At 69.4% G+C, this 12,748-nt stretch carries 12 protein-coding genes; 6 read left to right on the top strand and 6 right to left on the bottom strand.

Annotation, left to right across the window (positions count from 1 at the left end; translation table 11 throughout):
• Nucleotides 1-278 precede the first annotated feature (278 nt).
• Nucleotides 279-1,973, top strand: coding sequence for a PucR family transcriptional regulator (locus tag MMF94_RS08330; RefSeq protein ID WP_241035710.1), 1,695 nt, complete (start codon nt 279-281; stop codon nt 1,971-1,973).
• A 191-nt stretch (nt 1,974-2,164) separates the two neighbouring features.
• Nucleotides 2,165-2,353: a hypothetical protein gene (locus tag MMF94_RS08325; RefSeq protein WP_241035709.1), complete on the top strand. Its 189-nt coding sequence runs from the start codon at nt 2,165-2,167 to the stop codon at nt 2,351-2,353.
• 693 nt (nt 2,354-3,046) lie between these two features.
• Here the strand turns inward: MMF94_RS08325 and MMF94_RS08320 are convergent.
• Nucleotides 3,047-4,222 carry a zinc-dependent alcohol dehydrogenase gene (locus MMF94_RS08320; RefSeq protein WP_241035708.1) on the bottom strand — a complete coding sequence of 392 codons (1,176 nt, stop codon included), beginning with the start codon at nt 4,220-4,222 and terminating at the stop codon, nt 3,047-3,049.
• Nucleotides 4,219-4,947, bottom strand: coding sequence for an SRPBCC family protein (locus tag MMF94_RS08315; RefSeq protein WP_241035707.1), 729 nt, complete (start codon nt 4,945-4,947; stop codon nt 4,219-4,221). The genes MMF94_RS08320 and MMF94_RS08315 overlap by 4 nt, the downstream gene beginning before the upstream one ends.
• Nucleotides 4,948-5,461: 514 nt before the next feature.
• Here MMF94_RS08315 and MMF94_RS08310 point away from each other — a divergent pair.
• Both MMF94_RS08310 and MMF94_RS08305 read left to right on the top strand, forming a co-directional pair.
• Nucleotides 5,462-6,580 carry a DUF2267 domain-containing protein gene (locus MMF94_RS08310; protein WP_241035706.1) on the top strand — a complete coding sequence of 373 codons (1,119 nt, stop codon included), beginning with the start codon at nt 5,462-5,464 and terminating at the stop codon, nt 6,578-6,580.
• Nucleotides 6,581-6,882: 302 nt separating this feature from the next.
• Nucleotides 6,883-7,062, top strand: a complete 180-nt coding sequence (locus MMF94_RS08305) for a hypothetical protein (protein WP_241035705.1) — start codon at nt 6,883-6,885, stop codon at nt 7,060-7,062.
• Here the strand turns inward: MMF94_RS08305 and MMF94_RS08300 are convergent.
• Nucleotides 7,047-7,703, bottom strand: coding sequence for a thioredoxin family protein (locus MMF94_RS08300; RefSeq protein ID WP_241035704.1), 657 nt, complete (start codon nt 7,701-7,703; stop codon nt 7,047-7,049). The two genes, MMF94_RS08305 and MMF94_RS08300, sit on opposite strands and share 16 nt — an antisense overlap.
• A 306-nt stretch (nt 7,704-8,009) precedes the next feature.
• On the opposite strand from MMF94_RS08300, the gene MMF94_RS08295 reads away from it, so the two are divergent.
• On the top strand, nt 8,010-8,567 hold the full coding sequence (locus MMF94_RS08295; protein ID WP_241035703.1) for a type 1 glutamine amidotransferase domain-containing protein: 558 nt from the start codon (nt 8,010-8,012) through the stop codon (nt 8,565-8,567).
• Between the two features lie 34 nt (nt 8,568-8,601).
• Here MMF94_RS08295 and MMF94_RS08290 read toward each other — a convergent pair whose 3' ends face one another.
• From MMF94_RS08290 to MMF94_RS08280, 3 genes are all read right to left on the bottom strand, one after another.
• Nucleotides 8,602-9,741 carry a baeRF10 domain-containing protein gene (locus MMF94_RS08290; protein ID WP_241035702.1) on the bottom strand — a complete coding sequence of 380 codons (1,140 nt, stop codon included), beginning with the start codon at nt 9,739-9,741 and terminating at the stop codon, nt 8,602-8,604.
• A gap of 11 nt (nt 9,742-9,752) precedes the next feature.
• Nucleotides 9,753-10,823, bottom strand: a complete 1,071-nt coding sequence (locus tag MMF94_RS08285; protein ID WP_241035701.1) for a S1C family serine protease — start codon at nt 10,821-10,823, stop codon at nt 9,753-9,755.
• 409 nt (nt 10,824-11,232) lie between these two features.
• Complete coding sequence (locus MMF94_RS08280; RefSeq protein ID WP_241035700.1) at nt 11,233-11,820, bottom strand: cation:proton antiporter; 588 nt, start codon at nt 11,818-11,820, stop codon at nt 11,233-11,235.
• A gap of 489 nt (nt 11,821-12,309) precedes the next feature.
• Between MMF94_RS08280 and MMF94_RS08275 the strand changes: the two genes are divergently transcribed.
• Nucleotides 12,310-12,723: a hypothetical protein gene (locus tag MMF94_RS08275; RefSeq protein ID WP_241035699.1), complete on the top strand. Its 414-nt coding sequence runs from the start codon at nt 12,310-12,312 to the stop codon at nt 12,721-12,723.
• Nucleotides 12,724-12,748 lie beyond the last annotated feature (25 nt).

Genomic DNA, 12,748 nt, shown 5'->3' with positions numbered 1-12,748 from the left:
GTTCACGCCCGCACGGATGGCAGGCCGCTACATGCAGCTCTACACGGAGGTGCTGGCCCGCCGCAACCGGGTCGGACTCCGGACGGGGTGTAGGTCAGCTCGAATGATCCATCCCGATCATTGCGCGGTCGCCCTCGGTGGCACGATTCCCCCTTCGCCCTGAGTCCGTGGGGAGACACTCCTCGCCGGATTGGATTTTTCCGACCTCGGCTGCAACCTCCGGCGAGTAGCGTCCCGTGCGTGCCCTTCGGAGTGCCGTCGCTGTATCGAGGTGCTAGATGGACGGTCAAACGCTGATCGACTCGACGCGGGAGCAATTGTCCAAGCTCTCGAGCATTTTCGCGATGTCGATGGTGATGTTCGACCGTACTGACGAGACGGAGATCATCCAGTTCGCGGCCGATTCGGTCGCTGCCTTGGGCGCGGCCCGTACCGAGGGCGCCTATCTGCTCCGCGACGATCTGACGCGTGTCGGCGACGGCAGCACCGAGCTGCAATCGCGGCTCCGCTCCCTGTCGGGGTCGGACGGCCCGGTTCAGGTCGCAGGCGCCCCTTGGGCCTGGGCCTTCGCGTTGCGGGCCGTCGGCGGCCATGCCGGCTACCTCGTCGTCACCGCGGACGCCGAGCCGGCCGCCGAGGAGCAGTACCTTCTCGGGACGCTCGCCCAGCAGGCCGGTGCCGCTCTGAACAGCGCCCGGCTCAGCCGGCACGAACGGAGGACCACGGCCGAACTGCGAAGCCTCAACGACCGGCTCAGGGTGCTGAACGAGCAGCTGACCACCGCTGTCTCCGGCCTCGAGCGACGACGTCTCGCCTACGAGCGAATCACTGCCGTGGCTGCCTCCGGCGCGGGCGAGGCGGGAATCTGCAGCACGCTGCACGACCTGACCGGACTGCCGGTCGCGATTGAGGACAATTTCGGCAACCTGATGGAGTGGTGCGGTCCGGGCCGGCCGACGCCCTATCCGCGAACGTCGCCACGCCGTCGGTCCGAGCTGCTGACGGCCGCCCGGCGTAGTGGACGTCCGATCCGCCAGCGCGACCGGCTCATCGCGCTGGCCCAGCCCCGCAACGAGGTGCTCGGCGTACTCGTGCTGATCGACCCGGATCACCGGGCCGAGGAACACGATCTCTTCGCCCTCGAACACGCGTCGGTCGTCCTTGCTACGGAACTCGCTCATCGCCGCGCTATGGCCGAAACCGAGCTGCGCCTTCGTGGCGACCTCGTCCATGATCTGCTCACCGGCACCGACGACGAGAGCGCCCGGTTCCGCTCCAGCGCGCTGGGGCACGACCTGTCCCCACCACATCGCGTACTGATCATCCAGTGGCCGGGCGCCACGAGCAGTGAGGTGGTGGCTCGCACGGTCGAGCGCGTGGCGGCCACGATGCTGGAAAACGGCGTGCTGCTGAGCCAGCGGGGCGGCGCGGTGGTCGTACTCACCCCGAGCCCGGGATGGGACGGCATGCGACGGTGGCAGGAAATGTACCGCTCGATGAGGACGAGGCTTCAGAACGAGGACGGTGCAATCGGTGTGGGCGGGGCGGCCGACGTGCCGTCCAAGCTCCCTAGATCCTACTCCGAGGCTACCCGAGCCCTTCGCATCCGGCAGCAGTCGATGGAGCCCAACGGCATCACCGTCTTCGACAACCTCGGCATCTACCGTCTCCTGGCCACCGGCGACGGCGAACACGACCGCGAGCTCCGCGAGTTCGTCCGCGAATGGCTCGGCGCGTTGGTCGACTACGACGCGGCCAACCGCTCCGACCTCGTCACCACGCTGTGGCAGTACTACGAATGCGGCGGGAACTACGACGCGACGGCTCGCGCACTCACGATCCACCGGAGCACATTGCGGTATCGGCTCAGGCGGATCCGCGAGCTCACCGGCCGCGAGCTCCGTGACGTGGAGACGCGGCTGAACCTGCATGTCGCCACGAGGGCATGGCAGATCCTCCGAGGGTCGGAATGAACTGCACCTCATGAGGTATGCACAGCACGCCATCTACACAGTAGGCCGCGCAGCTCTTCACGCCCTGGTCCCGATCCTTCGTGCTCGCCACGAACGAGACGATGCGCACTGGTCCGCGGCGAACGCTGCTTCACCCGCTCTTCGCCTGACCGGAGCTCCGCATGCGCTGAACGTCCCGCATCCTGCACGTCGTGGCCGCGGCCGGGCTGCTCACCGCCGCACTCACCAGTTGTGGACTCGCCGGTGGCGGTGCCGGTAGCGGTGCGGATGACCGTGACCGCACCAACACGGTGATCGCCACCGACACCTACTACGCGAGCACAGCGACGTCGGCCGTCCGGCCGACACTGATTGCGCCGACGCGGTCATGTCCAGGTTGACGTGTGCTGGAGAACTCCGACAAGGTCGCCGTCAGCTCAGTCACACATCGCGTCATAAGCGATCAAAGAATCGAGCACTGCTCCACGCGCCGAGGGCAGGTCGCTGGAGAGCATCGCCACCCCCGCTCACCGCTGAGGAGGCCGACGCCGACCCCCAGCAGCAGGGCGCCATCCAGCTGCCCGTGAGCCCGCCCGCACGACCGAGGAGGAGCGTCGGGCGGCGCCCGAGCGGGAACATGCGGACCTCGCGGCGCGCCGCCGAGCGGGCGTCGGATGAGCGGCACCGGTTGCGCGTGGTCTGGCCCGGCCCCGGTTTCTCGTTCTACTCACCCGGCCAGATCGGCACCGCGGGCACGACGAGCCGCTGGCAGCGGCGTCGGACGGAGCGATGGACCGGGAGATCGCCGCGATCGAGGGGGCAGTCGAAGGGCTGGTCTCGACTCGGCGCGGGGCGCTGGCCGGTTATGCCGGCGGGCGTTTCTGGGTCCCGGCCGCTTCCGCCGGGCGTTGCGACACGCGTTGGATGAGGGTCGCGTGCAGCGGCTGTCACGCGACAGCTACGGCCCGCCCCAGGGTCGCGGCACCACTCGACGCCCGACGCCGGCCGACGGGGGGACGCCGCCGGCGGCGCTACCAAATAGATGCCGCATCCGGCCACCGATGCTTGCGGCGGTGGCCGGACGCGGGTGGCCGTCAGGGTTTGAGGACGACCTTCTCGCAGTTGTCCTGCTTGTTCTTGAAGATCTCGAAGCCGCGTTCCGCCTCGTCCAGCGCCAAGGTGTGGGTGATGATCCGGGTCGGATCGATCTCTCCGCGCTCGATGCGCTGCAGCAGCGGCTTCATGTAGCGCTGCACGTGGCACTGCCCGGTCCGCAGGGTCAGCGACCGGTTCATCCACGCGCCGGCGGGGAACTTGTCCAGCAGGCCGCCGTACACGCCGATCACCGAGACCACGCCGCCGCTGCGGCACGACAGGATTGCCTGGCGCAGCGCGTGCGGGCGTTCGGTCTCCGACCGTAGGGCCTGCTTGACCCGGTCATACGCGGCGATGTGCGCGCTGCCGTGGGTGGCTTCCAGGCCGACCGCGTCGATGCACTTGTCCGGCCCGCGCCCGCCAGTCAGTTCCAGCAAGACGGATCGCACGTCGACCTCGTCGAAATTCACCGGCGTGTGACCCGCCCGTTCCGCCATCTGCAGCCGGTAGGGCTCCTTGTCGATGGCGATGACTTTCGCGGCGCCGAGGACCCGGGCGCTGTCCATGGCGAACTGGCCGACCGGGCCGGCGCCCCAGACCGCCACCACGTCGCTTGGCTGGATGTCGCACATCTCGGCACCCATGTAGCCGGTGGGCAGGATGTCGGAGAGGAACAGCACCTGCTCGTCGGTCAGCTCGGACTCGATCTTCAACGGACCGACGTCGGCGAACGGCACCCGCGCGTACTGTGCCTGACCGCCCGCGAAGCCGCCGGTCAGATGTGAGTAGCCGAAGAGCCCGGCGACCGGGTGTCCGAACATCTTCTCCGCGATCCCGGCGTTGGGGTTGGAGTTCTCGCAGCAGGAGTACAGCTCGGCGGCGCAGGCGCCGCACGCGCCGCAGGCGATCGGGAACGGCACGACTACCCGGTCCCCGATGCGCAAACGATCCGGATCGACGCCCGGGCCGACCTCGATCACCTCGCCCATGAATTCGTGACCCATGACGTCGCCGTCCTGCATCGTGGGCACGTACCCGTCGACCAGGTGCAGGTCCGAGCCGCAGATCGCGGTGGAGGTGATCCGTACGATGGCATCGCGCATGTTCAGGATCTTCGGGTCCGGCACGTCACGGACCTCGACCTTGTTGCGGCCCGCCCAGGTGTTCGCCCTCATGCGTCTGCTCCCTTCTCGACCTCGACGTCCGACAGCGGTTGCGCCGGACGCTGCGGGAACTCCTTCCGCGCCCGCTTGCCCCACGGGGCGCCGTCGGACCGCACCACCTCGCCGGTCTCCAGCACCTGCTTGAGCCGACGCAGGTCGTCGTCGAGCTGCTGGTGCGGTTCCTCGCCGAAGTACTTGGCGACCGTCTTGCCGACCGTGCCGCCCGGAATGTCGTACGCCAGCACGACGTGTACCTCGGTGCTCACACCGTCCGGGGCGGGCACGAACCGGACGGTACCGGTGTTCGGCACGTCGACGTTCCCGGTCGACCGCCACGCGATCTTCTCGGTGGGCGCCTCATCGATGATCTCCGCGTCCCACTCGACGTCTTTGCCGAACGGGGCGCCGGCGACCCAGTGGCTCGTCCGGTCACCGGTGGCGCGGACCTCCTCGAGATGCGCCATGAACGTCGGGAGGTTCTCCAGATTGCGCCAGAACGCAAAGACCTCCGGCGCGGATTTGCGGATGGTAGTCGTGGCCGTCAGTTCCATGGATCCTCCTTTGCGTGGGTCCCGCACCGCTGGCACGGAGCCGTTCTCCTTGGTTCGGGTGGCCTGCGCGGCGGTCAGCAGGTCCAGCACAGTGATCCCGACGACGGCGCAGCACGAGCCGCCGGCTGCGCCCGCCACGGTGGGCGACGGCCTGCCGAGCGAGGTCAGGTCCATCGCGTCGTCCACGACCCGGCTCCACGCCCAGGCGCCCTTCCGCCGACTCGTCGGGAGCCCGGTCGCCTGTATCCCGCGTCCCGACGATCGGCACCACCGCCCGGAACCTCCGGGAGTCGTCCACGCCGCTGATCCGGCGCACCGTGTCCGGCGCCCCCCAGCCCCGCCGCTGCACCTCGTCCTGACTTGCTCTCACCGCCTCTCGGCTTGCCGGTCGAGTCGTCGGCAGCTGCGTATCCGATCGCACCCTGTCGAACGTCCGGTGCACTGCGCCGTGGCGCGCCTGCGTGAACCGGCTACCCACTGGCAATCCGCCTAACCCGCCAAGCGATCACTGCGGTTGCGATGACGCGGCCGATCCGGGCCGCTGCGTAACGGCGTCCGGACGGCACCAAGCCGACCTCTCGATGTTGACCGGAGGAGCATCCCGGGTAGGTTGGCCGGAGGAGCATCCCGGGTAGACCGAGGCATGTGTGCGCCTGGACCGAGGAACGCCGCGCGCGGCGATTGTGCCCGGCTACCGGTGATGAGCTCGGATGACCACAGTGAACAGCACCGCCCGGAGATCGTCGTCGGGCTGGTGGCGACCCCGCCGGACCACCCGGCCCAGGTCGCCGCGCGGCTCGCCGCCGAACTGGCCGACCGGCTCGCCGAACAGGTGAACGCCGACGTGCGATGGACCGTCCAGCAAGGCTGGGGTGACGTGTCGCCGCGCCGCGACGGCGGCGCTGAGGCGCTGCTGGACGATCTTGCCCGCCGGCGCGCCGACGAGAACTGGGACGTCGCGGTCTGCCTGACCGACCTGCCACTGCACACCGACCGGATGCCGCTGGTCGCGCAGACCTCCGCCCAGCGCCGAGTCGCGGTGGTGTCTCTGCCTGCGCTGGGGCTGCGCCAGCTACGAGCCGTCCGCACAGTCGTTCCTGATCTTGTAGGCCGGCTGCTCACTGACGCTTCTGACCAGCGGGTGCCCCCGGCTGATTGGGAACCAGCCGGGTTGACAAGCCGGGTCCCCGCCATCGGCCGGATGGTCGGCGAGGGCCACACCGGGGAATTGCGCTACGTCGCCTCGCGGCTGATCGGCCGGGTGCGGCTGCTGACCGGAATGGTCCGTGCCAACCGTCCGGGACGCGCGCTGCTGGGCCTGTCCAAGCTGCTGGTCGGCGTGCTCGGCACGGCCGCGTTCTCGCTCACCACCTCCACCATATGGCAGGTGGGCGATGCGCTCGGCGGACTCCGCCTCGCCGTGATCATGCTGCTCGGGTTGACTGCGCTGGTGGCCTGGCTGATCGTCGCGCACGATCTGTGGGAGAAACCGGACAGGGAGACACCGGCCGAGCTGGCCCGGATGTTCAACGTAGGCACGATCCTCACCCTCACCCTGGCCACGGCGGTGTCCTATGTGGTGCTGTTCGCCGGGACGCTGCTCGCCGCAGCGCTGCTGATCGACACATCCGTGCTGGAACAGACCCTGAAGCGGCCGGTCGATGTCACCGACTACCTGACACTCGCGTGGATCATCAGCTCGCTGGCCACCGTCGGGGGAGCGATCGGCTCCGGGCTGGAGGACGAGGAGACGGTTCGGGCCGCTGCCTACGGCTACCACCCCGAACCCGGCGGCTGGAAGGACCAGAAAGACCGGTAATCCGACCGCAGGGTAGGCGCACCCCCTGAGCCACGACCGAACCGCTGGCCGGCGCCACCAACCCGCGTGCCAGGATGCTCCGCTCGCATGCCGGCTCTTCCTCCGGTCGCCCGCTCCAGACGGGCGGGTCTCGTCGTGGAACCTGCGTGACCGTCGCCGTCGACAGCCGCGCACCGGGCATCGGGAAAACGCACGCCTCGGGACGCACCCTCGTGTGGTTCGCCGGCCACCTGTTGTAGGCCCACCGCCGGGCGACCAGCACCGACTGAGTCTCTGCCCGCGCGGATCGTCGAGGAGAACGCGTGACCGCTCGTTACCCGCTGGTGTCGGTGCCGTGCAATCACTGCCCTGCCACCCGGCGCCTCGGCGCCGTCTACCACCAGCGCGGATGCCCCGCCGACAGCGCGAACCTCGCCTTCTTCGTGCACCCGGACCTGATGGAGCTCGACCTGCACCTCGCCGACTTCTACCCCGGGGTGTAGCCGGAGCCCGGCCCTTTCGTGGTCCGGGCTCCTGCCAGGTCGGCAGCTGGAGGGGTGTGGAGCGCGATGCCGCCATCAGACGTCGATCCGGCCTCATCACGCAGTGCGTGGTCCAGCCAGCTGCGCAGGGCCGGCGCCTGTATCTCGCCGTAGCGCCGGGCCACCACCTCGCCTCTGCGCAGCACCATCAGCGTCGGGATGCCGCACACGTGGAAGCGCCGTGATGTCCGGGGCGCGGCCACAACCTCCACCTCCACCACCTTGATCTCCCCGGCCCGTTCGGCACCCAGCCGTTGCACGACCGGTCGCACCATGCAGCTGAGCCCGCACCAGCTCGCCCACAGGTCCACGAGCACCGGCATCGACACCTGCTCCGCCACGTCGGTGAACTCGTCGTCGCCGGCACCGGCGATCCACGGCAGGGCCTGGTGGCACTTCCCGCATCTCGGGACACCCGTGGCGACGGCGGCCACCCGGTTGCGCTGCCCGCAGTGCCGGCAGGTGACGATGCGCCCGCCGTGCGCGCCTCCCGCGTCGTCGTCGAGGTGGAGCGCCGTGACCAGCCACTGGAAGGCGTCCTGCAGGCGCACCAGCCAGGGATCGTGGGACACGTCGAGGGCCTCATGGTCGTCCCGAGCCATCGGCTGATCCTCCCCACAGGTTCTACGCAGCGACGGTCGCATCACCGGGGCACGTCGTGCACCGGTCCGCAGGCTGCAATCTCGTCCTCCGTTCTCGTCCCGGCAGGTCCGTCCCGGAGGTCACCTGTGAGACCTCTCCGCCGAGAACCCGGCTCACCCCGGCTGGCTCCGCCGGGTGTATTGCGGGCTGGTTTCTGGTCCCGTCAGGCCGACGAGCGGGGTGGCCCGGCTCCGGGAAGGTCGCGGTGCCGGCGCACCGGGCGCCGCGGCGACCACAACGGCCGCAGACGGAACGGGGAGCGACTCATGGGCTCAGAGCTGCAGGGCAAGACGATCGCCATTCTGGCGACCGACGGGGTCGAGCGCGTGGAGCTCGAACAGCCACGGGGAGCCCTCTACGGCGCAGGTGCGCGGAGCGACCTGCTCTCGATACACCCGGGCGAGATCCAGGCCCGCCAGTTCGACATGGTGTCCGCCGGGACGTTCCCGGTGGACAGGCAGGTCTCCGACGCAAACGTCGACGACTACGAGGCCCTGCTCCTCCCGGGCGGGACCGTGAACCCGGACCAGCTGCGCATGAACGCCGACGCCGTCGAGTTCGTCAAGGCATTCATCGCCACGGGCAAGCCGGTGGCTGCGATCTGCCACGGCCCCTGGACGCTGGTGGAGGCCGATGTCGTCCGCGGGCGCCGGATCACCTCGTGGCCGAGCGTGCGAACCGACCTGCGCAATGCCGGCGCCGAGGTCGTCGACGAGGAGGTGGTGATCGACGGGCAGTTCACCACCAGTCGGTCGCCGGCCGACCTTCCGGCGTTCTGCCGTGCGATCGTCGAACAGTTCGCCGGCGCGCCGGTGTCGCGCTGACGTCACTCCGGCCAACCGCCACCCTCCCGGTGCGTCAGCCGGCCGGGAGGGGCGGCAATGGGAAGCGGAGCGTCGCGGCGCTCAGATGATCGCGCAGCCGCGTCTCCGTCATCACATGCTCGACGCTCCCGCCCTCGTCGATGACTGCTTGTACGAGTTCGTCGATGACATCCGGAGTCCTGCGCAGCGGGTTTCCGCAGATCGGGCACCGGTCGCCCGCGGTCGCCATCCAGCCGTCGTCGGCACAGACCACGCCTGGCCACATGACCTCGTCGTGGACCAGGAGCAGATCGACCGCGGCAGTGGCGCCGGCCCACAAGCAGTCGTCGAGACCGACGGCGGCGAGCCCACCAGCGGCATGCTTCTCCAGGGCCTCCGCCACCAGCCGCTCCTCCTCCGCCCGCTCGTACCGGTCGACGACCTCCTGCGCGCGGTCCCGGATCGCCCCGAGGTCCTCCTCGCGAGGGTGCACCGGGAACGTCCCGGCGACGCGGTCACGTACCTCTCGCGGCAGGTGGTCCAGGAGCTCCGGTATCTCGTGCTCGTGGCCGCTGATGGCGACGATGTCGAACTGGCGCCGGCGGAGATCCTCGGCCAGCCGCTGCGCGACGGCGCGGTAGTGCCGCTTCGCCAGCAGCTCGGCCTTATTCCGCGTGGCGACCTCGCGCATCCCGTACGCATAGTCGGGCTTGCGCAGCGCCCGGTCCCGCGGCTTGCCGCGCTCGACCATCTCGTCCTGATAGAGGTCCCAGAAGCGGGCATGCGCGCGGTCGACCACCACGACCCGGCAGCGGTGGTACTCGTCGAGCACCGCCACCAGCGGACGGACCCACGGCGTCGCGTCGACCACGAGGCTGTAGCGAACCGGGCGCGGCAGCTCGACGACCTCGAACAACCCCCGCCCGGAGCACGAGAAGAACGCGACGGCCTGCGGGCGGACGTGCTCCTCCGTCACGGCCTCCACGATGCGTTCCACGTCCCCGCGCAGGGACAACCGGGCCTCCCGGTCCAGGTCGGGGTCCTTGGTGAGCAGGCGGGTTTCATGGAGCACCCCGTCCACAGCGCTCGGAAAGGCGCGGCGGTCGTCGGGGTCGACGTTGACATATACCGACAGCACCAGCAGACCGTCGCCGTCCATGCCCAGGATGCGGTCGACCGTCTCGACCTCGACCATCGCCGTCCTCCTCAAGAGACCGGAAGCTCGCCGAGCGTGACCGTGATCGTGAACGGTTCTGCCGCCGGCGGCCGTGTCCCCGTAAGCCGAACGGCGTCGCCCGGACGACGTGAGGCAATCTGCGTCTGCAGGTCCTGCGCGGTCCGGACCTCCTCGCCCCCTAATCGGGTGATGAGGTCGCCGACACGCACGCCGGCCGTCGCGGCGGGCCCGTTCGGATCGAGGGCGGCGACGCCGACCCCGATCGGCTGCCCCTGGTCGTTCGTGACGGTCAGCCCGGTGATCCCGAGGGCCGCGCGTCCAGAGTTGATCACGCGCCCGTGGTCGATGATCTGCTGGGCGAGGTCGCTCGCGATGTCGCCGGGGATCGCGAACCCGATCCCGGCTGCCACCCCGCCGATGCCCTGGTTCACGGCGGCGACCGAGGGGATGCCGACGACCTTGCGGTCCAGGCTGACGAGCGCGCCACCGCTGTTGCCGGGGTTGATCGGGGCACTCGTCTGGATCGTCTGACGGAGCACGGTTCCGGGGAAGCCAATCTGCGGCTCCGGCGGCTCCGAGACGGTCCGGCCCAGCGCCGAGACGACGCCCTGCGTCACGCTGCTCTCCAACCCGAGCGGGCTGCCCATCGCCATGACGATGTCGCCCACCTGCAGGTCACGAGCGGCGCCGAACTGCGCGGGCACCAGGCCGCCGGTGTCCTGCACCTTGATCACCGCGATGTCCTCGATCGGCCAGGAGTACACGAGCGTCGCCGTCCGCACGGCGCTGCTGTTCGCGAACCTGACCTCGAACGCCTTCCCCGAACCGACGACATGCGCGTTGGTCACGATGTGCCCGTCGCGGTCGAAGACGACGCCGGACCCCACCGATCCCGGCTGGCTGATCTCCACGACCGAGGGCAGGACGGCCTGAACGACCCCGGCGAACTCCTCCGACAACCCCTCCGCGATCCGCGGGGCGGGCGCGGTGTCGTCGCGGCCGGCGCACCCGGCCAGGGCGGCCGTGGCCGTCAGGAGCAGCGTGAGGACGAGAGCCCACGCTGAGCGCGCACCCGCATCCGCACGGCGAACAGGTCGCATCGGTCCGCCTCCTCGGTCTCGGGACGAGTGTCGGCTCCCGCTCGTCGGCAGCACGGACGTTGCCAGCACCAGCAGGGCGTAGTGCACAGCCCAGCAGGACGAACTGCGGGCATGCGGCCGTCCCGGCAGGGCAGCACGGGACGCTCCACCGTCGGCGCCGGTCGGAGGAGTACGGCGACGAACGCGGCCGGCTCCCGCAGGACGATCGAGTGTCGCGCCATCTGAACCAGCGCGGGATCAGCGAATGGCGGTTCGCCGCGACGAAAGGCCCCTCCTCGGTCGTCGCCATATGCAAACGCCACGACGACCAGCAGCACACGGGCGGTGGCAGCGACGGCACAGCACGTTGACCTGGTCCGGAGGCCTCCCCGTGTTCAAGCCGCCACGCCGTCAACAACCCTGCTGGGCATTACAGCTGATATGGGCGCACCTCTGTCAAGTGGTCGTGGTTGAGCGGCCCGCGATAGGAGATATCGGGGCTGGTGCGGGTGTGGGGCCGGCGAAGGGAGGTGGCGGAGAGGCTGTCGTGGGTCGACGCGCGGTCAGGCTGATATCCAAAGTCTTCGAGCACAAGCACTGCGAGGACGGCTGGGGCCGCCGGATCCCGCAGTCGTCGCAGGTCGCCGAGCAGTCGGGCAACGATGCCGGACGACGACACCCACGTGACCGCGGCCAGCGCGAGGACCCCGACGGAGTCGTGGCCGAGGAGCAGCCCGGCGATCGCGCCGGGGGTGGCGTTGAGAACGGCGTCGACCGGGAAGGATGGAAGATCGCGCCGCAAGCTCTCGGCGAATTCGTCACTCGTGAACTCCAACCAGAGCATGCCAGCGCGCGGCGGGTTGGGCCGCGATCGTAGCGTCCTGCCGGTCTGATTCCGCCGAAGGTGCGGCATCACATGGATACGTTGGTACTTCCGCGGGGGAGCCTCGCCAACGGTGTACCACGCGGCCTCGCTCGCAGCGCCCAGCATGTTTGCCGCAGAGACGATGGCCTGCATCGGGCTGATCCAGTATTTCGGCAGGTATGACCTTTACCGCACGTGGCGCAGCGCGGCTACCAAGGGGACGGCGTCGACTCGCCGACCGGGCTTTGCGGTGCTTCTACAAATCCGGAGGCTGAGAAGGCGGCGAGGATCTCTGCGGGTGTGTCGTCGGGTAGCGCGATAGCGCAGTATCGGCGGGCGCGGGTCAGTGCTACGTAGAGGATACGCAGTTCCTCCTCGTCGCGAGTTTCGACTAGTCGGCCCATGAGGGGAGATGCCCAAAGCTGGGCCTCACTCTGCCGATTTCCGCGGGTGGGGGGAGCGGCGACGAGAAGTACAGCGTCGCAGCTTTCGCCTTTGAGGTTGTGCACTGACCGTGCTGAGAGTGGGGATGGTATCGACGTGAACGCTGCCGCTGCAGTTATGGTCTCCTGACCAGTAGCCGAACGAAGGACATGCCCAGGGGCACGGTGCGGGACGTGAGTCCGCTTCGACCGTGACGTCGTGAACCGGGCGGATCCGCTGCAAGGCCTGCGGCCCCGTCACGGTCTGCTCACCGAGATGCAGCGGCACGCGCTGCATCAGCTGCGCGTCGCCGACGACGGCCTCGCCGAACCCGTCTTGCGGGCGCTCTACCAGATCGTCGTCGTCGGCTATGAATACACCGAGGCCACCCTCGACCTCAGCGGCGAGACCGCGATCGAACTCCAACGACAGGGACTCGTCCAGCGAGGCCCGTCTAACGGCGCCCTCGACCCGACCGACGACGTCCGGTTCTCCCTGCTCCTCGACCCCGCCGCCAGCACCGCTATTTCACCTGCGTCGACTGACAAAACGCCTGCGCAATCCACTGAAAACGCAACAGCCGACACGCCGACATGCGATCGCGCTTCCGCGACGGAGATCAGGTCGACGTGATGGGGGAGTCGGTAACAGGGCCGAG

This window comes from Pseudonocardia alaniniphila, assembly GCF_022524485.1.
GTDB classification, from domain to species: Bacteria; Actinomycetota; Actinomycetes; order Mycobacteriales; family Pseudonocardiaceae; genus Pseudonocardia; species Pseudonocardia alaniniphila.
The sequence above is the reverse complement of the archived record's forward strand: the minus strand, read 5'-3'. Positions and strand labels throughout refer to the sequence as shown.